General features: G+C 70.2%; 17 protein-coding genes. 4 read left to right on the top strand and 13 right to left on the bottom strand.

Annotation, left to right across the window (positions count from 1 at the left end; genetic code table 11):
* The first annotated feature begins 126 nt into the window (after positions 1-126).
* On the top strand, positions 127-1,515 hold the full coding sequence (locus AC5P1B_RS11460) for a M28 family metallopeptidase (protein ID WP_493886712.1): 1,389 nt from the start codon (positions 127-129) through the stop codon (positions 1,513-1,515).
* Positions 1,516-1,690: 175 nt separating this feature from the next.
* Here AC5P1B_RS11460 and AC5P1B_RS11455 read toward each other — a convergent pair whose 3' ends face one another.
* From AC5P1B_RS11455 to AC5P1B_RS11430, 6 genes are all read right to left on the bottom strand, one after another.
* A complete protein-coding gene (locus tag AC5P1B_RS11455; RefSeq protein ID WP_493886711.1) occupies positions 1,691-2,758 on the bottom strand; it encodes an ABC transporter permease in 1,068 nt (355 codons plus the stop codon).
* A complete protein-coding gene (locus tag AC5P1B_RS11450; RefSeq protein WP_493886710.1) occupies positions 2,745-3,722 on the bottom strand; it encodes an ABC transporter ATP-binding protein in 978 nt (325 codons plus the stop codon). Before AC5P1B_RS11450 ends, AC5P1B_RS11455 begins: the two co-directional genes overlap by 14 nt.
* Before the next feature lie 557 nt (positions 3,723-4,279).
* Positions 4,280-5,518: a LolA family protein gene (locus tag AC5P1B_RS11445; protein ID WP_493886709.1), complete on the bottom strand. Its 1,239-nt coding sequence runs from the start codon at positions 5,516-5,518 to the stop codon at positions 4,280-4,282.
* Between the two features lie 243 nt (positions 5,519-5,761).
* Complete coding sequence (locus tag AC5P1B_RS11440) at positions 5,762-6,772, bottom strand: polyprenyl synthetase family protein (RefSeq protein ID WP_493886708.1); 1,011 nt, start codon at positions 6,770-6,772, stop codon at positions 5,762-5,764.
* A 561-nt stretch (positions 6,773-7,333) separates the two neighbouring features.
* Positions 7,334-8,617 carry an FAD-dependent oxidoreductase gene (locus AC5P1B_RS11435; protein ID WP_493886707.1) on the bottom strand — a complete coding sequence of 428 codons (1,284 nt, stop codon included), beginning with the start codon at positions 8,615-8,617 and terminating at the stop codon, positions 7,334-7,336.
* Between the two features lie 390 nt (positions 8,618-9,007).
* Entirely contained in the window at positions 9,008-10,261 is a 1,254-nt protein-coding gene (locus AC5P1B_RS11430) for a carboxylate--amine ligase (RefSeq protein ID WP_493886706.1), read from the bottom strand.
* A gap of 208 nt (positions 10,262-10,469) precedes the next feature.
* Here AC5P1B_RS11430 and fahA point away from each other — a divergent pair, with 208 nt between their 5' ends.
* The 3 genes from fahA (at position 10,470) to AC5P1B_RS11415 (ending at position 13,150) form a co-directional block, all read left to right on the top strand.
* Positions 10,470-11,693, top strand: a complete 1,224-nt coding sequence (gene fahA / locus AC5P1B_RS11425) for a fumarylacetoacetase (RefSeq protein ID WP_493886705.1) — start codon at positions 10,470-10,472, stop codon at positions 11,691-11,693.
* A 108-nt stretch (positions 11,694-11,801) separates the two neighbouring features.
* Positions 11,802-12,293, top strand: coding sequence for a hypothetical protein (locus AC5P1B_RS11420; RefSeq protein ID WP_493886704.1), 492 nt, complete (start codon positions 11,802-11,804; stop codon positions 12,291-12,293).
* A 233-nt stretch (positions 12,294-12,526) separates the two neighbouring features.
* Positions 12,527-13,150: a Uma2 family endonuclease gene (locus AC5P1B_RS11415; protein WP_493887001.1), complete on the top strand. Its 624-nt coding sequence runs from the start codon at positions 12,527-12,529 to the stop codon at positions 13,148-13,150.
* Positions 13,151-13,232: 82 nt separating this feature from the next.
* On the opposite strand, the gene nuoN is transcribed toward AC5P1B_RS11415, so the two are convergent.
* Genes nuoN through nuoH form a run of 7 tightly spaced genes read right to left on the bottom strand, consistent with a single transcriptional unit; the run spans position 13,233 to position 21,608 of the window.
* Positions 13,233-14,849 carry an NADH-quinone oxidoreductase subunit NuoN gene (gene nuoN / locus AC5P1B_RS11410; protein ID WP_493886703.1) on the bottom strand — a complete coding sequence of 539 codons (1,617 nt, stop codon included), beginning with the start codon at positions 14,847-14,849 and terminating at the stop codon, positions 13,233-13,235.
* Between the two features lie 41 nt (positions 14,850-14,890).
* The gene (locus AC5P1B_RS11405; protein WP_493886702.1) at positions 14,891-16,504 is read right to left on the bottom strand and encodes an NADH-quinone oxidoreductase subunit M; all 1,614 of its coding nucleotides are present in this window, start codon (positions 16,502-16,504) and stop codon (positions 14,891-14,893) included.
* Between the two features lies 1 nt (position 16,505).
* Positions 16,506-18,452: an NADH-quinone oxidoreductase subunit L gene (nuoL, locus tag AC5P1B_RS11400; protein ID WP_493886701.1), complete on the bottom strand. Its 1,947-nt coding sequence runs from the start codon at positions 18,450-18,452 to the stop codon at positions 16,506-16,508.
* A 13-nt stretch (positions 18,453-18,465) separates the two neighbouring features.
* Positions 18,466-18,765 (bottom strand): NADH-quinone oxidoreductase subunit NuoK, encoded by a 300-nt coding sequence (gene nuoK / locus AC5P1B_RS11395; protein WP_493886700.1) that lies wholly within the window; start codon positions 18,763-18,765, stop codon positions 18,466-18,468.
* On the bottom strand, positions 18,762-19,658 hold the full coding sequence (locus AC5P1B_RS11390) for an NADH-quinone oxidoreductase subunit J (RefSeq protein WP_493886699.1): 897 nt from the start codon (positions 19,656-19,658) through the stop codon (positions 18,762-18,764). Before AC5P1B_RS11390 ends, nuoK begins: the two co-directional genes overlap by 4 nt.
* Entirely contained in the window at positions 19,655-20,284 is a 630-nt protein-coding gene (gene nuoI, locus AC5P1B_RS11385) for an NADH-quinone oxidoreductase subunit NuoI (RefSeq protein WP_493886698.1), read from the bottom strand. The genes AC5P1B_RS11390 and nuoI overlap by 4 nt, the downstream gene beginning before the upstream one ends.
* Positions 20,259-21,608 carry an NADH-quinone oxidoreductase subunit NuoH gene (nuoH, locus tag AC5P1B_RS11380; RefSeq protein WP_493886999.1) on the bottom strand — a complete coding sequence of 450 codons (1,350 nt, stop codon included), beginning with the start codon at positions 21,606-21,608 and terminating at the stop codon, positions 20,259-20,261. Before nuoH ends, nuoI begins: the two co-directional genes overlap by 26 nt.
* Between the last annotated feature and the right edge of the window lie 5 nt (positions 21,609-21,613).

Below are 21,613 nucleotides of genomic sequence, written 5' to 3'. Positions count from 1 at the left end.
GAGCGAGAGCCAGAACATCATGCTCGCGTCAACTAGCTCCCCCCTCGCCTCTCGTGCGCGTTTCGCACGGATTTCGCTGGGCGAACTGTTCTTTTCATCCTGTTCGTTCGGAATCTGGAGCCTCGCATGTCGTCAGACACCGCTCGTCGCACCTCCTCCCGCTCCCGAAGATCCTGGCTGCGCCGGGCCACGACCGCGACCATCGCGGTCGGGGCCGTCGCCGGACTCATCGCCGCCGCCCCCGCCACCTCGGCAGCCACGTCCGCCCCGCGTGATGCCCAGTCCACGGCACCGGCCTCGTCGGCTCCCCTGCTCGCCGCCCCTGACATCCCCCTCGCCAACGTCAAGGGACACCTGAGCCAGCTCCAGACGATAGCCAGCAACAACGGCGGCAACCGCGCCCACGGCCGCCCCGGCTACCGTGCGTCGATCGACCACATCAAGGCCAAGCTGGACGCGGCCGGATACACCACGACCGTCCAGCAGTTCACCGCCAGCGGCGCCACCGGCTACAACCTGATAGCCGACTGGCCCGGCGGCGACCCGCAGAATGTGCTGATGGCGGGCGCCCACCTGGACTCCGTCAGCTCAGGCCCCGGCATCAACGACAACGGCAGTGGCTCGGCCGCCGTCCTGGAAACCGCGCTGGCCGTTTCCCGCGAAGGGCTGAAGCCGACAAAGCACCTGCGCTTCGGCTGGTGGGGCGCGGAGGAGCTGGGGCTCCTCGGGTCCAAGTACTACGTGAACAACCTGCCGAGCACCGAGCGGGCGAAGTTCGACGGGTACCTGAACTTCGACATGATCGGCTCCCCCAACCCCGGTTACTTCGTCTACGACGACAACCCGCAGCTGGAGTCGGTGTTCAAGAACTGGTTCGCGGGCAAGGGAGTGCCCACGGAGATCGAGACCGAGGGCGACGGCCGATCCGACCACGCCTCCTTCAAGAACGTCGGGATACCGGTCGGCGGGCTGTTCACGGGCGCCAGCCGCACCAAGACGTCGGCCCAGGCGCAGAAGTGGGGAGGGACGGCGGGCCAGGCGTTCGACCGCTGCTACCACTCCTCCTGCGACACGACCTCCAACATCAACGACACCGCTCTCGACCGGAACAGCGACGCCATAGCGCACGCGATATGGACGCTGGCCGCGGGCGACACACCGCCGCCCACCGGCGACGTCTACGAGAACACCGACGACGTCGCGATCCCGGACAACAGCTCAGCGGTGACCTCGGCGGTCACCATCACCGGCCGCACCGGGAACGCCCCGTCGGCGCTCAAGGTCGGCGTCGACATCAAGCACAGCTACCGGGGCGACCTGATCCTCGACCTGGTCGCACCCGACGGCTCCGCCTACCGGCTCAAGGGCTCCAACTCGGACTCGGCGGACAACGTCATCGCCACCTACACCGTCGACGCGTCCAGCGAGCCCGCCAACGGCAGCTGGAAGCTCCGCGTCCAGGACGTCGGCCCGCAGGACACCGGCTACATCGACAGCTGGAAGCTCACGTTCTGACCGTGTCACCACGCTGCGTACGGCCGATGACCGGCCCACCGCAGCCGCGCGTACCGTGTGGCGGCTGAACCCCTGCCGCCACTGCCCCGGCCCGCCGCCCCCCTCTCGGGAGCGGCGGGCCGGGTGCGGGCCGAAGCAGCGGGCCCCGCTGCGCGCCGGGCCCGGCGCGCGTGACCTACGCCGTGATGTCGCGTGCGGTGAACCGGGCCCAGGCCGCCGACCCGAACACCGCCGTGTACAGCCCCTGGAGCCCGATGTTCTTGACGATGTCGTCCCAGATCACCGGATCACGCAGCAGGTCGGCGAAGCTCAGCCAGTAGTGGGAGAAGAGATACGGGTGGATCACGTGCAGCTGCGGGATGCTGTCCAGGATCTGCACGGTGATCAGCAGCCCCACGGTGGCCGCCATGGCAGCGATGCCGCTGTTGCTGAGCGTCGAGATGAAGATCCCGATCGCCGCCATCCCGAGGAGGGACAGCGCGACCACACCCGCGACGGCGAGCGCCCGTAGCAGGCCTTCGCCGAAGGAGATCCTGGTCCCGGAGATCAGCGTGACGTCGCCGAGAGGGAAGAGCAGCGCTCCGACCCCCAAGGCCATGGCGGCCACCGCCAGCGTGGCAGCCAGGCAGAACACGAGGGTCGCGGCGTACTTGGCGAGCAGCAGCCGGGTGCGTCCGGCGGGGGCGACCAGGAGGTAGCGCAGCGTTCCCGCGCTGGCCTCGCCCGCGATGGAGTCACCGGCTATGACACCGATCGCCATCGGGAGGAAGACGGGCAGTGTCGCGGCGAGGGAGGCGAACACCAGGAAGATGCCGTTGTTGGTGATCTGCGTGAGGAAAGCCGGGCCTTCGCCGTTCTCCCCACCACCGCCGTCACCGATCGTCCCGCCACCGCTCGTCTCGATCTTCACCGCGATGCCGACCAGTATCGGCACCGCCGCGAGCACGGCGAGCAGGGCGATGGTCCGCCAGCGACGGAAGGTCGTGCCCAGTTCGCTGCGGAAGAGAGCCAGCGACCAGAGCGGGTTGGGCTGACGCGGCACGGCGGCCGCTCCCCCGCCCCGGGGCGCCACGGCACGGCCCTCCTGCTCCGCCGCGCCGTACCCGGCCACCCGTCGAGAGGGCTCGGCCGACCGCGCACCGTGGCCACCCGGCGCACGCTGCTCCGCGGGGTCAGCCCCTGGCGCTCCGTGAGCCGATCCGCCGTGCGGCGGTTCGGCTGGGGACAGCTCAGCCCGCGACATCGAAGCCCTCCCCCGTCAGCGCGACGAACGCGTCCTCCAGCGAGGCCCGTTCGGCGCCGAAGGCCCGTACGCGCACATCGGCCTGGACGAGTGCGGCGTTCAGGTCGGCGAGATCGAGCGGATCGTCCTCGGGAGGCTGCGTGGTCGGCAGTTCACCGGTGATCCGGTCATCGGCGACGACAAGGTCGGTCACGCCGTACTCCTTGAGAATGCGGACGGCGTCCGCCGTGTCGGGTGTGGTGACGGCCAGTCGTCCCCGCGCCTCCGCCGCGAGATCGGCGACCGTGCCCTGGGTGATGAGGCGGCCCTGCGCCATCACGGCCACATGGCTGCACACCTGTTCGATCTCGTCGAGGAGGTGGGAGGAGAGGAAGACGGTGATGCCGTCGTCGGCCAACTCGCGGACCAGCGCGCGGATCTCCCGCATGCCCTGGGGGTCGAGTCCGTTGGTGGGCTCGTCCAGGACGAGGAGTTCGCGCGGCTGGAGCAGCGCCGCGGCGAGGCCGAGGCGCTGCTTCATGCCCAGCGAGTAGGCACGGGCCTTCTTCCCCGACGCGGCCCCGAGGCCCACCCGGTCCAAGGCCGCCGCGACCCGGGTGGCCCGGGTGCGCGGGTCGGCGGTCGGGTCGGCGGCGTCGTAGCGCACGAGGTTGTCGCGGCCGGTCAGGAATCCGTAGAGCGCCGGGCCCTCGATCAGGGCGCCGACCTTGGGCAGCACCGTGCGGCTGGCGCGCGGCATGGGCGAACCGAGCAGCCGGGCGGCGCCGGAGGTGGGTTCGATCAGGCCCATCAGCATGCGGATGGTCGTCGTCTTCCCCGAGCCGTTGGGCCCGAGGAATCCGAAGACGCTGCCGCGCGGCACGATCAGGTCGAGCCCGTCCACAGCGAGCTGCCCACCCCGGTACCGCTTGGTGAGCCCGCGTGTCTCCACGGCGGGCGTCGCTCCGGCGGACGGCTCGTCCACAGGCTCCCCCTTCGTATCTGGCTCGTCGGACAGTCGGCTGCCCGGTCATCCCGGTCCCGAACCCCGCTGCCCCGCTCCGTGCCGCTCCGCGTGACCTGTTGGCCACAGGTTAGTTCTGCTGTACCGCCGCGCCGCTGCCCTTGAGCCTCGACCGCGGCCCTGCCGCTCGCCGCTGCGCCGACGCCTCGCGACCCCGCCGGCCGCACCCGCTCCGGCCTCACCCGCTTGCCACCCGCTCCGGCCGCGGCACCGGATGCGCCTGCCCGGTGTGGCTCCGCCGGTCCGGTGAACGGGATTCCGCGTGGGCCGGAGCGCTCGCTGCCGTGGGGCGTGCCGGGCGGGGTGCGGTCAGGCCGTCCGGCGGTGCGTACGGACTCGTGTACTCACCACCGGACGGCCGGGAGCCCGCAGCGGGCGGCGGGCGGCGGGCGGAGCGGGCGGCGGCGTACCGCCGTTCCACCGCTCGCGCCGCGCCACCGCCTGCCAGACCCGTCGCTCCGACGGCCCCGGCTACTTCCGTACGGCAGTTGGCGATCCGGGCCCCTTGCCCGTCTGCCCTACTTGCCCGCGTTGGCGGCGTCGATCAGCGTGTCCTTGCCGACCGCGCCGATGTACGCCGTGCCGTCGTCCGTCAGCAGGACGTTGACCAGGCGGGTGCTGAACACCGTGCCGGAGCCGAAGTCGCCCTTGACCTTGTCACCCAGCTTGTCGAGGAACTGCCCCGCAGCTGCCGGCTCCTCGCCGACGCCTCCGGCGGCGAGGCCGCCGCCGGGGAGCTTGACCTTGGCGACCGAGTTCCAGCCTTCGCCGATGACCTTCAGCCCGGACAGGTCGCCCGCGCCCAGTTCCTCGTGCGACCGCGCGTCGGCCTTCTTGTCGAGGTCCTTCTGCTCGGTCACCTTGGCGCCCTTGGGCGGGGTGAAGTCGAAGGTGCTCGCCTTCGGCTTGCCGAAGTCCACCTTGGTGAAGCCGACATCGATGGCCGCCTTGTCGCCGCTCTTCGGAGAGAGGGTGAACTTCAGCGGCACACCGTTGTCCGCGTCGACCGCGATGCGGATCGCGTCGACCGTGGTGTCGCCCTTGGGCTTGATCTTCAGCTGGTAGGCGTCCCGGCCGGCGACCTTCGCCGTGCCGTCGACCGTGACGGACGTGGTGTCGTCCACCCCGGCCAGGATCTTCTTGGCCAGCTCCTGCGGGGTGGCGTCGCGCAGGTCCTTGGGCAGCTTCTCCGCGTGCTCGCGCTCCTTGTCGCCCGAGGCGGCGCCCTTGGGAGCGGTCATGTGGTGCACGGAGTTGCTGCTGCTGTCGTACGCCCACACCTGGTCGGCGTTGCGGATCAGGCTGTACTCGGCGGCGTCCTCGATGATCGAGACCCGCTGCTTCTGGGGGCCGTCGACCGCGACCCGCAGCGTGTGCGAACCGGATGCCAGCTCGGTGAGCTTGGCCTCCGGCGCCGCGGACGAGCCGTCCTCGCCGTCCCCGCCCTGCCGGCCGCCGCCCATCCCGGACAGCGAGGTGCCGGACGGCAGACCCGGGATACCCAGGTCCGTCGTGATCTTCACCGATCCCGAGAGCTGCTGGGTGTCCGATTCGGCTATCTTCGTTATCAGCTCTTCCGCCGAGATCTTCGGCAGGTCGGGGTCGCCGGAGCTGGCGAGCGCCGGGACAAGCCCGATCGTCGCCGCCGCCACCCCGGCCACGGCGACCGGAACGGCGTAACGAGCGGCCTTGTGGCGTCGTGCGGGCCGCTCCTCATCCCAGTCGTCAGTGGCCTCTGTCGATCGGGTACGTGCCATGTGTGCTCTACCTCCGTCGTCGGCCGGCGGTCATCAACGTCGCACTCGTCCACCCTCGGGTTCATTGTCACCCGATCCGCCGTGCGGTGGCCTGTTCATCCCATCAAATGGGCCGTCGCCTGGCGTCCCCCCGCAGGAGCAAGTCCCCCTACCCCTCGGGGATGACACCGCCGCCGAAAGATCAGGGTTACCGGGGCAAGACGGTGGCCGCGACCGGGAACTCCTCCGGAGGGCGGCCGCGGCTCATCCCGCCCGGTGCACCACGGCGTCGCACAGACCCTCAAGCGCGGTACGCGCCGCGCCCCTCGGCAGCGGCGCCAGCATGGACCGCGCCTCAGCGGCGTAGCGGACCGTGTCGCGTCGCGCCTGCTCAAGGGCGGGGTGGGCGCGAAGCCGCCGCAGCACCTCGGCATGCCGACCGTCATCCGACAGGTCGCCGTCGAGCAGCGCGCACAGCTCGCGGTCATCGGCCGAGCCGGTCGCCTTCGCGCTCGCGCGCAAATGGAGTACCGGCAGGGTCGGAATGCCCTCACGCAGGTCCGTGCCCGGCGTCTTGCCCGACTCACGCGAGTCGCTGGCGATGTCGAGGACGTCGTCGGCGAGCTGGAAAGCCGTGCCGAGCCGCTCGCAGTACTGCGTGAGAATGCTGACCACGCTCTCGTCGGCGCCGGCCATCATCGCGCCGAACCGCCCGGACACGGCGATCAGCGAGCCCGTCTTGCCCGCGATCACGTCCAGGTAGTGATCGATCGGGTCGCGGCCGTCGCGCGGCCCCGCCGTCTCCAGGATCTGGCCGGTCACCAGGCGCTCGAACGCCTCGGCCTGGATGCGGACGGCCTCGGGCCCGAGGTCGGCGAGGATGTGCGAGGCGCGCGCGAACAGGAAGTCGCCGGTCAGCACGGCGACGGAGTTGCCCCAGCGGGAGTTGGCGCTGGGCACGCCACGGCGTACGTCCGCCTCGTCCATCACGTCGTCGTGGTAGAGCGTCGCCAGGTGCGTCAGCTCGACGACGACCGCCGACGGCACGATCCCGGGCGCGTGCGGGTCGCCGAACTGCGCCGCGAGCAGTACCAGCAGCGGGCGGAATCGCTTGCCGCCCGCGCGCACCAGGTGCTGTGCCGCTTCGTTGATGAACGGGACGTCGCTCTTGGTGGCCGCGAACAGGCCCTCCTCGACGGCCGCCAACCCGGCTTGGGTGTCAGCTTCCAGAGCCTGGTCCCGCACGGTCAGCCCAAGGGGCCCGACGACGGTCACGAGAGGTACTCCTGTCTGCCTACGATCACGTGGATTGTCGATGTGTCGCTGTCTCCACCAAAAGGCAGCGTATCCGGTCGGCTATCGATCACCGTGAGCGCCTTCCCGGCCGGGACCCCTTCCCGGCCCTCCAGCGCTCCTTGATCATTAACCGCCTCCACCGTCACACAGACAGACTTACGCCCCGGTATGTACGTCATTGCCCAGGCGCTGCCGCTCACACAGAGCGAACACCGCCCCTGGCGGCCATCGCTGACGCCCCCGGCACCACGGGCAAACGCAGCACACCTGTCATGTCTGTCACCTACGTCTCTGCCACCCCCGACCCCGAATCCAGCCACGGCGCCGCCCCCCGGCCCCGGCCCGCGACCGTCAGCTCAGCAGCGACCCGGCGCAGGCTCCGCACCACCCCCGCGAGGGTCCCGGTCCACCCTGCCCCTGCCCCTGCCACTGCCGCTCCACGTCCGCCGGACGACCGGCGCCCCCCGGCCGCCCGCCGACCTGACCGCCGCCCTGGCCGCCGACCCGGCCGCCGACATGCCCGCCGACCCGGCCGCTCGGCTACCCGCGGGCCACCGCCGCGGCCAGGCGTCGCGAGGCGTACTCCGTACCGCAGACGAACCGCATCACCGGACCGAAGGACGCCGCCGCGGCCATCCCCGTGAAGTACAGGCCCGGCACCGATGAGCCGTAGCTGGCGTCCAGCCTCGGCCCGCCGGCCCCGCACGCCACCCCGGCCCGCACCTCATGGCTGAGGAACCCGAGCGCGGCCAGATCCATCCGGTACCCGGTCGCGGCCAGCACATGGTCCGCCTCCACCACGCCCGTGCGGCCACCCCCGGCGAGCGTGAGCACCGGGCGCCCGTCCGCGACCTGGGCCCCCGTGATCCGCTGCCCCGCCGTCACCCGCACCCGGTCCTCGAACCGCTCCCGCAGCCACCACGCGCCGAGCGGCCCCAGCACCCTGCGTACGAGGGCCTGCCTCACGGGCGGCGGCAGGTGCCGGAACCCCTCCGCGTACGAGGAGAGGGCATACAGCGACCAGGCGCGGCCGAAGGGGGACGCGGGCCGCAGCCGGGGCTGCCGGTCCGGTGGCGCGCCGAAGGCCACCGCGTTCCTGCCGCGTGCCACGACCCGTACGGAAGCGGCTCCGCCGTCGGCCAGCAGCACCGCGCTCTCCAGCGCCGACTGGCCCGCCCCGACGACCACCACGTCACGCCCGGCGAAGCGGCCGAGGTCGCTGTGCTGCGAGCTGTGCGATACGGGCCCCGTAGGCGAGGGCCCGTCGGGCAGGGCGGCAGCCAGCTCCGGCGGCAGCTGGGCGAGGCCGCTCAGCCCTGTGGCGACCACGACGGCGCGCGCCTGGAACTGCTCCCCCGAGTCGAGCTTCACCTCGAACCGCCCCCCGGCTCCCGCGCCGCCCCGGCGCGTGCCGCGCCGCGCCCACGGCGCCCGCGCCACTCCCGATACCCCGGCGCTTCCGGCGCGGCCCGCCCCGCGCTGGTCCACGGACATCACCCGGACCCGCTCCAGGTCGGGCAGGAGCCGTTCCTGGAACCACTGCCCGTACCGCGTGAAGGTCTCCACCGGGATCAGGTCCCAGTCGGTCTCGTATCGCGGTCCGCCTGCCGCGCGGCAGTAGTCGAGCAGCTGATGGCCGGGCTGCGGCGCGTCGATGGACGAGGCGGCCGGCGTGGACTTGAGCAGCATCCCGGCGGGCATCGCGGTCCGCCAGCACTCCATCGGTATGCCGAAGACGCGCACCGGCAGCCCGCGCGCTCGCAGATGGGCGGCGGTTGACAGGCCGTAGGGCCCGGCGCCGATGACAACAACCGGATCGTTCACAGTCCCCTCCCAGGGCGTTGCTCGGCAGCTCTCCAGCGGTCCGCGCCGGAGTGCCGCGCTGGCTTTCGTGAACTGACGCACGCGCGCTGACGTGCGCGAACTGACAGCGCGCGCTGAGGTGCGCGAAACCGGTACACGCGCGCTGCCGCGCGTGCACCGACGTACCGCGACGCAGACGTACTGCCGTACCGCGACGCCGACGCGGCGCTGTACCGACGCAGCGCCGTACCGACGCAGCGCCGTACCGACGTACCGCGGCCCCGACGTACCGCGCCGCTGCCGTGCTGACGTGCTGACGTACTGCCGTGCTGCGGCGCTGGCGTACGTCCCGGGCCGGCGCCAGGCGCCCGCGCGGCGGGCTCCACGGCGCTCGCTCGCCCGTGCGGCGCGCTACCGCGCGCCGCCCTTCTCGCGGTTGGCTCGCCACATCTGGAACAGGTGCTTCGCGCCCGGCCTGACGAAGCGGGCCATCATCGTGAAGAACGGCAGCATGTCGTCCCGCGCGAGCCATGCCAGTTCGGTGCCACGCGCGCGTGCGGGCGCGTTCGGAGTGGTGTAGCCACCGCGCCGGTACGCGAGCAGGGCGGGCAGGTCGATGTTCTCGACGATGAAGCGGCGGTCGCTGAGCTGTTCCGCTTCGGGGACCTTGCGCCCGGCGAGGTCCAGATGCTGGGCGCGGACGACGTCGACGCCCGCCTCGTTCTCGAAGAGACGGAACTGGGCTCCCATGCGCGGATTGAAGTCGAGGAGCTTGTAGCACCCGTCCCTGCGGTCGAAACGCCAGTCGAGATCGACGATGCCGGAGAAGCCGACGCGTTTGACGAACTGCGCCGCCATCTCGGCGAGTTCCAGGTTGTCCACGACGTAGGCGCAGGCCGTCATTCCCGCGTGCGGTGGCCAGGACCGGACCTTGACACCGGTGAACATGGCGAGGGCGGTGCTGTCGGCGTCGAAGTACGCGTGAACGATCCAGTCCTCGGCGTGCTCGCGCGGCAGGTACTCCTGGAGGATCACGCCGGGGTTCGGGCCCCAGCCCCGGGCGAGCCGCAGCAGCTCACGCGGTCCGCTGACGCGGGTGGTGCCGGGGACGACGGGCCGCGTGCGGCGTACGAACGCCTCGCGGTTCTTGGCGACGACGGGGAAGCGCGCGTTCGCGGCGAACTCCTCGACGTCCGCGTACGAGCGGGGAAAGGCCGCGACCGGCGAGGGGACCCCGTGCTCCAGACACAGCTCGTGCAGCCCCTGCTTGCTCGCCAGCCGCCTGGGTAACTCCGCTGCCACGTGAGGGAAGAGGAAGTTCTCGCCGAGTTCCCCGGCGTGCTCGGCGATGAGGACGGCCGCCTCCTCGTCGGTGGGCAGCAGGACCGTGGGCCGTCCGATGGCCCGTCCGATCCGCCGCAGGCCACCGACCAGTTCCTGCGGGCTCTCGCGGCCCGTCGTCGGCCAGACGAAGGCGCGTTGGAGGTAGCGGGAGAGCGCGGCCGGTGTCAGCCGGTCCTCGGTGACCGCGTACATGGGGACTCCGGCCCGGCCGAGGCTGCGGATCGCGCCGACTCCGCCGTGGTGCAGTGGATAATCGCCGATTTTCACGATGAGGCCGGGTATGGCCTGGTCTATCGCGAACGGCGTGGTGCTGCTCGCCACGAGCCCCCCTCGGCCATCGCAGCGCAGTGGCCCCCCACTACGCGTGACCCGACTAAGGACGCTACTTCGGAATTATCGGTTCCAGCAAGAAGTATCCGGACATTGCCAACCCTTTACGACAGCAACCCGCAACCCCTCAACCGACATGGCCACGACGTAGTCTGTGGCCTGCCAGCTTGGAGACGAGGAGAAGGCGAGGCAGCACCCCATGCCGCAGCACAGCCCGCTTGAACTGGCCGAAGGCGATCCCTTCGGTCCGCACAACCTTCCGTACGGCGTCTTCACCACATCCGCGGCGCCGGACCGGCGGCGGATCGGCGTGCGCTACGGCTCGTACGTCCTGGACGCGGGCGCGCTCGCCGAGGCCACCGGTTCCGCGCACGCCGCGGTGCTCGCCCACGCGAATCTCAACCCGCTGCTGGCGTCGGGCCGTCCGGTGTGGGCGGCCGTCCGCGCCGAGCTGACCGGCGCGCTCACCGACCCGGCGCTCCGCGCCACCGTGGAGCCGCTGCTGACGCCGCTCGCCGAGGTGACGCTGCACCTCCCCTTCGAGGTGGCCGACTACGTCGACTTCTACGCCAGCGAGCACCACGCGACCAACGTCGGCAAGATCTTCCGGCCCGGTGGTGACGCGCTCACCCCCAACTGGAAGCACCTGCCGATCGGTTACCACGGCCGGGCGGGCACGGTCGTGGTCTCCGGCACGCCGGTCATCCGCCCCGCCGGACAGCGCAAGTCGCCCGCCGACCCGGCCCCGGTGTTCGGCCCCTCGCAGCGCCTGGACATCGAAGCCGAACTAGGCTTCGTCGTCGGCACCCCCTCCCAGCTGGGCCGCCCGGTGCCGCTGCACGACTTCGAGGACCACGTCTTCGGTGTCTGCCTGCTCAACGACTGGTCGGCGCGCGATCTTCAGGCGTGGGAGTACGTGCCGCTCGGCCCGTTCCTCGGCAAGTCCTTCGCCACCTCGGTCTCCGGCTGGGTCACCCCGCTCGAAGCGCTCACCCACGCCCGTACGGCACCTCCGGCGCGCGACGTCCCGCTGCTGCCGTACCTGGACGACTCCGGCTCCGCGCCGGGCGGGCTCGACATCCACATCGAGGTCGCCGTCAACGGCCACGTCATCTCCCGTCCGCCGTTCTCGGCCATGTACTGGACGGCGGCCCAGCAGCTGGCGCACATGACGGTCAACGGCGCCTCGCTGCGCACCGGCGACCTGTTCGCCTCCGGCACGGTCAGCGGCCCGCTGCCCGAGGAGCGCGGCTGCCTGCTGGAGCTGACCTGGGCGGGCCGTGACCCCGTCGAGCTCCCGACGGGCAAGCGCACGTTCCTGGAGGACGGCGACGAGGTCACGCTGACCGCCTGGGCGCCCGGCCCCGGCGAGGGCGTCCGAGTGGGTCTCGGCGAGGTGGTGGGGCGCGTCACAGCCGGATGACGCCCCGGTCCGCGCGAGCGGGCGACTGCTAGCTTGTCAGGCTCTCGACCAGAACGGGGCCGCCCCTCACCGGGCGGCCCGCAACGCAGGGAACGGACGGAGAAGCACGTGCGCAAGGCAGCGACGCTCGCTGGTGCGGCGGTCATCGCCGCCCTGCTCGTGACCGGGTGCGGAAGCGACAGCGACGGTGACAGCGAGAAGTCCGAGGCGAGCACCTCGGGCGCCGAGCAGAACCCGGGCGACGCCCCCGCAGAAGGGGACAACGCGCAGGCGAGCGGGACGTACATCGCGAAGAACGACGGCAGCGTGGTCATCCTGTCCCTCAGCGAGAAGGGTGCCATCCTCGCCGGTGAGCACACCTGCACCGGTACGTTCAGCCAGAACAAGCTGACCCTCAAGTGCCCGGACGGCAACACCGACCGGACCTCGGGCTCGGTCACCCCGGGCGCGGACGGCAGCCTGAAGGTGCAGTGGGACGGCCTCAGCGAGGCCGACACCTTCATCAAGACCGAGAAGCCCGTGGACCTCCCCGACGTCCCGAAGCCCACCGGCCTCCCCGACCTCGGCGACGTCGAAGCCACGGGCGGCCTCGGCGGCTGACCCCGCTCACTGCTTCTCCCGAGCCCCCGGGGGCTCGCCCGCTTCCCACCGCCCGCAGCGCCCGTTCCCCGCCCGGCCCCAGGGCCTTACCCCCGCCGATCCGGACGCGGAGCTCCGGGCGTACACCCCGCACGTCAACGGCGCACGAGGGTTCACCCGTACGCGGGGGCATGATGGGGTTTCCGCCGGTTCCGCTGGGCGAACCCGCGAGACTCCGTCGCATGGGAGCACTGATAAGCGGCGAACCCGAGACCCCGAAAACCGCAGCCACCGGGGCCGGGTGGCCCGTTCCGCCCCAGGGCGGCTGGACCGCCGACGACCTGGACAGGCTTCCGGACCTGCCTCCGCACACGGAGCTGATCGACGGCAGCCTTGTCTTCGTGAGCCCGCAAACGGTTTTCCATGAGCGTGCGGTCGGCTTCTTCGAGCGGCAGTTGCACTCCGTCGCCCCTGCGGACCTGGAGGTCATGCGCGAGTTCACCATCGACATCGACCGGCAGAACAGGCCCGAACCCGAGGTGATCGTCGTGCACGGTGACGTCATCGAAGACGGGCGGCAGACCCGTCTTCCCGCTACGTCGGTGCTGCTGGCCATCGAAGTCGTCCGCCCCGAATCGGTGACGCTGGACCGCGAGACCAAGCCGGTGAAGTACGCGCGCGCCAAGATCCCGCACTACTGGCGGGTGGAGAACGACAACGACCGTGCCGTGGTCTACGTCTTCGAGCTGGAACCAGCCACCGGCGTGTACACCAGCACCGGCATCTTCCGGGACCGCATGAAGGTGTCCGCCCCCTTCACCGTCGATCTCGACCTCGGCGGAATCTCTCCCCGCCGCCGCGCGGCCGGACAGTCCTGATCAGCCCCCCACCGGTTCCGCCGGACAAGCCAACGGCCCGGCACCTCTCCCAGGTGCCGGGCCGTTGGCATGTCCGCCGTGGCTACCGTACGAAGACGCCCGCGTCCCCCGCGAGGTCGAGGAAGTACTGCGGGGCGATGCCGAGGACCAGCGTCACCGCGACGCCGATCGCGATGGCCGAGGACGTCAGCATGCTCGGCACGGCGACCGTCGGGCCGTCGGCGCGTGGTTCGCTGAAGAACATCAGCACGATGACGCGGATGTAGAAGAACGCCGCGATGGCCGAGGAGATCACGCCGACCACGACCAGCGCGCCCGCGCCGCCCTCGGCCGCCGCCTTGAAGACCGCGAACTTGCCCGCGAAGCCCGAGGTGAGCGGGATGCCCGCGAAGGCCAGCAGGAAGACCGCGAAGACCGCGGCGACCAGGGGTGAACGCCTGCCGAGACCGGCCCACTTGGACAGGTGGGTGGCCTCGCCGCCCGCGTCGCGGACCAGGGTGACCACGGCGAACGCGCCCAGCGTCACGAAGGAGTACGCCGCCAGGTAGAAGAGGACGGAGGAGACGCCGTCCTCGGAGGTGGCGATGACACCGGCGAGGATGAACCCGGCGTGCGCGATGGAGGAGTAGGCCAGCAGCCGCTTCACATCGGTCTGGGTGACCGCGATGATCGCGCCGACCAGCATGGTGATGATCGCGACGCCCCACATCACGGGACGCCAGTCCCAGCGCAGCCCCGGCAGCACCACGTACAGCAGGCGCAGCAGCGCGCCGAACCCGGCGACCTTCGTCGCCGCCGCCATGAAGCCGGTGACGGGGGTGGGGGCGCCCTGGTAGACGTCCGGCGTCCACATGTGGAAGGGGACCGCGCCGATCTTGAACAGCAGCCCCGTCAGCACCATCGCGCCGCCGATGAGCAGCAGGACGTCGTTGCCCATGGTCTCCGCGAGCGCGGGCGTGATGTCACCGACCTCGCCGTCCACGACGTCCGCGATCCTGCCGTACGAGACGGAGCCCGCGTAGCCGTACAACAGGGCGATGCCGAACAGCAGGAACGCCGAGGAGAAGGCGCCGAGCAGGAAGTACTTCACCGCCGCTTCCTGCGACATCATGCGCTGGCGCCGGGCGAGCGCGCACAGCACGTACAGCGGGAGGGAGAAGACCTCCAGCGCGATGAACAGCGTCAGCAGGTCGTTCGCCGCGGGGAAGATCAGCAGGCCGCCGACGGCGAACATCAGCAGCGGGAAGACCTCGGTGGTGGCGAACCCGGCCTTGATGGCCTCTTGTTCGGCCTTGCCGCCGGGGACGGCCGCCGCCTGCGCGGCGAAGGAGTCGACGCGGTTGCCGTGCACTTGTGGGTCGAGGCGGCGTTCGGCGAAGGTGAAGACCGCGACCACCGAGACCAGCAGGATGGTGCCCTGGAGGAAGAGCGCGGGCCCGTCGACGGCGATGGCGCCCATCGCGGCGATCCGCGCCTTGCTGCTGCCGTAGTCCCCGGCGGCGAGGCCGACGACGGCGGCGAAGGCGGAGGCGAGCCCCAGGACCGCGACGAACAGCTGTGTACCATAACGGGCTTTGCGGGGCAGGAAAGCCTCGATGAGTACGCCGATGACGGCGGCGCCCAGGACGATCAGCGTCGGTGACAGCTGGCCGTACTCGATATGGGGCGCCTTGAACGTGTCCGGCGACTCCGCCGCCATTGTCCACAGGCTGTGGACAGTTCCGGGATCTGCCACGGCGCTCACTTCGCGGCCTCCACATCTTGCACGGGCACATCGGGCTTGGGGTCCTGCTTGTCGACCACGGACAGCGTGTGGTCGACGGCCGGGTTCACGATCTCGGTGACCGGCTTCGGGTAGACGCCGAGGAAGATCAACAGCGCGATCAGCGGGGCGACGACGACGAGTTCCCGCACCCGGAGGTCAGGCATGTTCTCGATTCCGGCCTTCACCGGGCCCGTCATCGTCCGCTGGTAGAGGACGAGGACGTACAGCGCGGCGAGCACGATGCCGACCGTGGCGACGATGGCGATGGCCGGGTACCGGCTGAACGTGCCGACCAGGACCAGGAACTCACTGATGAACGGCGCGAGACCGGGCAGCGACAGCGTCGCCAGACCGCCGACCAGGAACGTGCCGGCGAGCACCGGGGCCACCTTCTGTACCCCGCCGTAGTCCGCGATGAGCCGCGAACCGCGCCTGCTGATCAGGAAACCGGCGACCAGCATCAGCGCCGCCGTGGAGATCCCGTGGTTGATCATGTACAGCGTCGCGCCGCTCTGTCCCTGGCTGGTCATCGCGAAGATGCCCAGGATGATGAAGCCGAAGTGGGAGATCGACGCGTACGCCACCAGGCGCTTGATGTCCTTCTGGCCCACGGCGAGCAGTGCGCCGTAGATGATGCTGATGACGGCGAGCACCAGGATCACCGGCGTCGCCCACTTGCTGGCCTCGGGGAAGAGCTGGAGGCAGAAGCGGAGCATCGCGAAGGTGCCGACCTTGTCGACCACCGCCGTGATGAGCACGGCGACCGGCGTGGTCGCCTCGCCCATCGCGTTCGGTAGCCAGGTGTGCAGCGGCCACAGCGGGGCCTTCACCGCGAAGGCGAAGAAGAAGCCGAGGAACAGCAGCCGTTCGGTGTTGGTGGAGATGTTCAGCTCGCCGCTGGCCCTGGCCTCGGCGATCTGCTGGAGCGAGAAGGTGCCGGTTCCCATGTCGTCGGCGGTGACGGCGTACAGGCCGACCACCGCGGCCAGCATGATCAGGCCGCCGGCCAGGTTGTAGAGCAGGAACTTCACGGCGGCGTAGCTGCGCTGCTTGGCCGTCTCGTCCTCGGACAGCTGTCCCGCCCGGTCCCCGAAGCCGCCGATGAGGAAGTACATCGGGATCAGCATGGCTTCGAAGAAGATGTAGAAGAGGAAGACGTCGGTGGCCTCGAAGGAGACGATCACCATCGCCTCGACCATCAGGATCAGCGCGAAGAAGCCCTGCGTGGGCCGCCAGCGCCGGTTGGGGTTCGCCTCTTCCAGGGGGTCGGCGTCGTGCCAGCCCGCCAGCATGATGAACGGGATGAGCAGCGCGGTCAGCGCGACCAGCACCACTCCGATGCCGTCCACGCCCAGCTCGTAGCGCACGCCGAAGTCGGCGATCCAGGGGTGCGATTCGGTGAGCTGGTACGGATCGTCGCTGCCCGGGTCGAAGCGGACCAGCGCCACCGCCGCCAGGGCCAGGGTGGCCAGCGAGAAGAGCAGCGCCACCCACTTGGCGACGGTGCGCTTGGCCGCCGGGACTGCGGCGGTGACGATCGCACCGGCCGCGGGCACCGCGGCCATGGCCGTCAGCAGAGGAAATGACATGTCAGACCGCCCTCATCAGCAGCGTCGCGGCGATCAGGACCGCCACGCCGCCGAACATCGAGACCGCGTAACTGCGGGCATAGCCGTTTTGCAGCCGCCGCAGCCGCCCCGACAGTCCGCCGACCGAGGCCGCCGTGCCGTTGACGACGCCGTCGACCAGCTTGTGATCGACATAGACCAGGCTGCGCGTCAGGTGCTCGCCGCCGCTGACGAGCACGACGTGGTTGAAGTCGTCCTGGAGCAGGTCGCGGCGGGCGGCCCGGGTGAGCAGTGAGCCGCGTGGCGCGACCACGGGCACCGGCTTGCGTCCGTACTGCGTCCAGGCGAGCCCGACGCCGATGATGAGCACGGCGACCGTGGAGAGCGTGACGGTCGTGGCGCTGATCGGCGGATGACCGTGCTTGTGGCCGGTGACCGGCTCAAGCCAGGTGATGAACCGGTCGTTGAGGCTGAACAGCCCGCCCGCGAAGACCGAGCCGAAGGCCAGCACGATCATGGGGATCGTCATGGACTTGGGCGACTCGTGCGGGTGCGGCTCCGCGTGCTCACCGCGCTCCTGCGCCGCGGGCTCCGCGCTGGGCTCGTCCGGCGACGGGGTCGCCCTGTGGCGCCACCGCTCCTCGCCGAAGAAGGTCATCAGCATGACGCGGGTCATGTAGTACGCCGTGAGAGCCGCGCCGAGCAGGGCGGCGCCCCCCAGAATCCAGCCCTCGGTGCCACCCTTGGCGAAGGCCGCCTCAATGATCTTGTCCTTGGAGAAGAAGCCGGACAGGCCGGGGAAGCCGATGATCGCGAGATAGCCGAGGCCGAAGGTGATGAAGGTGACCGGCATGTACTTCCGCAGGCCGCCGTACTTGCGCATGTCGACCTCGTCGTTCATCGCGTGCATCACAGAGCCCGCACCGAGGAACAGCCCGGCCTTGAAGAAGCCGTGCGTGACCAGGTGCATGATCGCGAAGACGTAGCCGATCGGGCCGAGCCCGGCGGCCATGATCATGTAGCCGATCTGCGACATCGTCGATCCGGCGAGCGCCTTCTTGATGTCGTCCTTGGCGCAACCGACGATCGCACCGAACAGGAGCGTCACCGCGCCCACGGTGACCACGGCGGTCTGCGCGTCGGGCGCGCCGTTGAAGATCGCGCCGGAGCGGGTGATGAGGTACACGCCCGCCGTCACCATCGTCGCCGCGTGGATGAGGGCCGAGACCGGGGTCGGGCCCTCCATCGCGTCGCCGAGCCAGGACTGGAGCGGGACCTGCGCCGACTTGCCGCACGCGGCGAGCAGCAGCATGAGCCCGATCGCGGTCAGCTTGCCCTCACCGGTCTCGCCCGTCGCCTCCAGCACAGGACCGAAGGTGAAGGTGCCGAAGGTGGTGAACATCAGCATGATCGCGATGGACAGGCCGACGTCGCCGACCCGGTTGACGAGGAACGCCTTCTTGGCCGCGGTGGCCGCCGACGGCTTGTGCTGCCAGAAGCCGATCAGCAGGTACGAGGCGAGGCCGACGCCCTCCCAGCCGACGTACAGCAGCAGGTAGTTGTCGGCGATGACGAGCAGCAGCATCGCCGCGAGGAAGAGGTTGAGGAAGCCGAAGAAGCGGCGGCGCCGCTCGTCGTGCTCCATATAGCCGATCGAGTAGAGGTGGATCAGCGTGCCCACACCCGTGATCAGCAGCACGAAGGTCATCGACAACTGGTCGAGCTGGAAGGCGACGTCCGCCTGGAAGCCCTGGACGGGAATCCAGCTGAAGAGGTGCTGGTGCATGGCCCGGTCGTGCTCGTTCGCGCCCAGCATGTCCACGAAGAGCAGCACGCCGATCGCGAACGACGCCGCGGCGAGCAGCGTGCCGAGCCAGTGCCCGACGCGGTCGAGCCGCTTGCCGCCGCACAGCAGCACGGCCGCGCCGAGCAGCGGTGCGGCGACAAGCCATCCGATGAGGTTCTCCACTGTTCGCTTCCCCTTACAGCTTCATCAGGCTGGCGTCGTCGACCGAGGCCGAGTGGCGGGAGCGGAAGATCGTCACGATGATCGCGAGGCCGATCACGACCTCGGCGGCGGCGACGACCATCGTGAAGAAGGCCACGATCTGACCGTCGAGGTTGCCGTGCATCCGCGAGAAGGTGACGAACGCCAGGTTGCAGGCGTTCAGCATCAGTTCCACGCACATGAACACGACGATCGCGTTCCGCCTGATCAGTACGCCCGTGGCGCCGATCGTGAACAGCAGGGCGGCCAGGTAGAGGTAGTTGACCGGGTTCACTTGACCTCCTCCTCGGCACGATCCCCGTCACGCTTGTCCGTACGGGCGCTGTTACGGGCGCCCGTGGCCGGTTCTCCCGGTCCCTCGCCGGCTTCGCCGCGCTCCAGCCATTCCTCGGAGCGCTGCTCCAGCGCGGCCAGGTCGGCGAGCGCGGCACCGGAGACGTCCCGGATCTGGCCACGGCCGCGCAGCGTCGGGTTGACGGTCAGCTCGGACGGGGTGCCGTCGGGCAGCAGGCCGGGGATGTCCACGGCGTTGTGCCGGGCGTAGACGCCGGGCGCGGGCAGCGGCGGGAGCTGCTTGCCCGCGCGGACCCGGCGCTCGGCCAGCTCCTGCTGGCTCGCCGGGCGCTCGGTGCGCTCCCGGTGGGTGAGCACCATCGCGCCGACGGCCGCGACGATCAGCAGCGCGCCGGTGAGCTCGAAGGCGAAGACGTACTTGGTGAAGATCAGCTCCGCCAGGCCCTCGACGTTGCCGCCCGCGTTGGCCTTGCCGAGTCCCTGGGAGGTCTTCAGCGAGGCGTGGCCGATCCCGGCGATGAGCAGGACGCCGAAGCCGAGCCCGCACGCGGCGGCCAGCCAGCGCTGCCCCTTGATCGTCTCCTTGACCGAGTCGGCGGCGGTGACGCCGACCAGCATGACGACGAAGAGGAAGAGCATCATGATCGCGCCGGTGTAGACGACGATCTGCACGACGCCGAGGAAGTACGCGCCGTTGGCGAGGTAGAAGACGGCCAGGATGATCATGGTCCCGGCGAGCGAGAGGGCGGAGTGCACCGCCTTCTTCATGAGGATGGTGGACAGCGCGCCGATCACGGCCACGGTGCCGAGCACCCAGAACTGGACGGCCTCCCCGGTGGAGGTGGTGGAGGCCGCCACGGCCAGTGCGGTCACGCCTCCGCCTCCTCACGCGCGGGCTGCTCGCCCTTGCTGACGGCGACCTGCCGCTGTGTGCCCGGCGCGGCCTCGGTGACCAGGCCCCGGTAGTAGTCCTGCTCGTCCATGCCGGGGAAGATCGAGTGCGGTGTCTCGACCATCCCCTCCTCAAGCCCGGCGAGCAGCTCGTCCTTGGTGTAGATGAGCGAGGCGCGGGAGGTGTTGGCGAGTTCGTACTCGTTGGTCATGGTCAGCGCCCGGGTCGGGCACGCCTCGACGCACAGGCCGCACAGGATGCAGCGCAGGTAGTTGATCTGGTAGACGCGGCCGTACCGCTCGCCCGGTGAGTAGCGCTCCTCCTCGGTGTTGTCCGCGCCTTCCACGTAGATCGCGTCCGCGGGGCAGGCCCACGCGCACAGCTCGCAGCCGATGCACTTCTCCAGGCCGTCCGGATGCCGGTTGAGCTGGTGGCGGCCGTGGAACCGGGGCGCGGTGGGCTTCTTCTCTTCCGGGTACTGCTCCGTCAGCCGCTTCTTGAACATGGCCTTGAAGGTCACGCCGAAGCCGGCCACCGGATTCAGCGGCGGAGCCTTGGAGGGCTCCTCCCGGGAGGCTTTCTCAGACACCGTCGGCCTCCTCTCCATCGGTCGTCCCGTCCGTGGTGACCAGCTCGCGCTCCTGGCGCGAGCGTCGGCGTGGCACGGGCGGCAGGGTCTGTCCAGGCAGCGGCGGTACGGGGAAGCCGCCCGCCATCGGATCGAAGGCCGGCTCCGGTTCGGCGTCGGCCAGCTCAGCGGCCCGCTTGTCCTCGCGGTCGCGGTACATGTCGAAGACGAACGACAGCAGCAGCAGCGCGAGTACGGCGCCGCCGACGTACAGCACGATCTCCTGGAAGTCGTAGTCCTCGTTGCGCAGCGCCCGCACCGTGGCGACCAGCATCAGCCAGACCATGGAGACGGGGATGAGGACCTTCCAGCCCAGCTTCATGAACTGGTCGTAGCGCACCCGGGGCAGCGTGCCGCGCAGCCATACGAAGGCGAACAGCAGCGTGAGGAGCTTGCCGACGAACCAGAGCATCGGCCACCAGCCGTGGTTCGCGCCCTCCCAGAACGTGCTGATCGGGTACGGGGCCCGCCAGCCGCCGAGGAAGAGGGTGACGGCCACCGCCGAGACGGTGACCATGTTGACGTACTCGGCGAGCATGAACATCGCGAACTTGATCGAGGAGTACTCGGTGTTGAAGCCGCCGACGAGGTCGCCCTCGGACTCCGGCATGTCGAACGGCGCGCGATTGGTCTCGCCGACCATCGCCACCAGGTAGATGATGAACGACACCGGCAGCAGCACAGCGAACCAGCGCTCCTGCTGCGCCTCCACGATGGTCGAGGTGGACATCGACCCCGAGTGCAGGAAGACCGCGGCGAACGACAGGCCCATCGCGATCTCGTAGCTGATCATCTGCGCGCACGAGCGCAACCCGCCGAGCAGCGGGTACGTCGATCCGGAGGACCAGCCCGCCAGCACGATGCCGTAGATGCCGACGGAGGCGGTGGCGAGGATGTAGAGGACGGCGATCGGCAGGTCGGTCAGCTGCATCGTGGTGCGCTCACCGAAGATCGAGATCTCGTTGCCCGCCGGGCCGAAGGGGATGACCGCGAACGCCATGAACGCGGGGATCGCCGCGATGACCGGCGCGAGCAGGTACACCGCCTTGTCCGCCCGCTTGACGATGACGTCTTCCTTCAGCATCAGCTTCACGCCGTCGGCGAGGGACTGGAGCATGCCCCACGGGCCGTGCCGGTTGGGGCCGATGCGCAGCTGCATCCAGGCGACGACCTTGCGCTCCATGACGATGGAGATCAGCACGGTCACCATCAGGAACGCGAAGCAGAAGACCGCCTTGATGACGACCAGCCACCACGGGTCGCTCCCGAACATGGACAGGTCTTCGGCCGCGAGGTAGTTCATGGTGT

Source organism: Streptomyces sp. A01, from assembly GCF_059026195.1.
The sequence above is the reverse complement of the archived record's forward strand: the minus strand, read 5'-3'. Positions and strand labels throughout refer to the sequence as shown.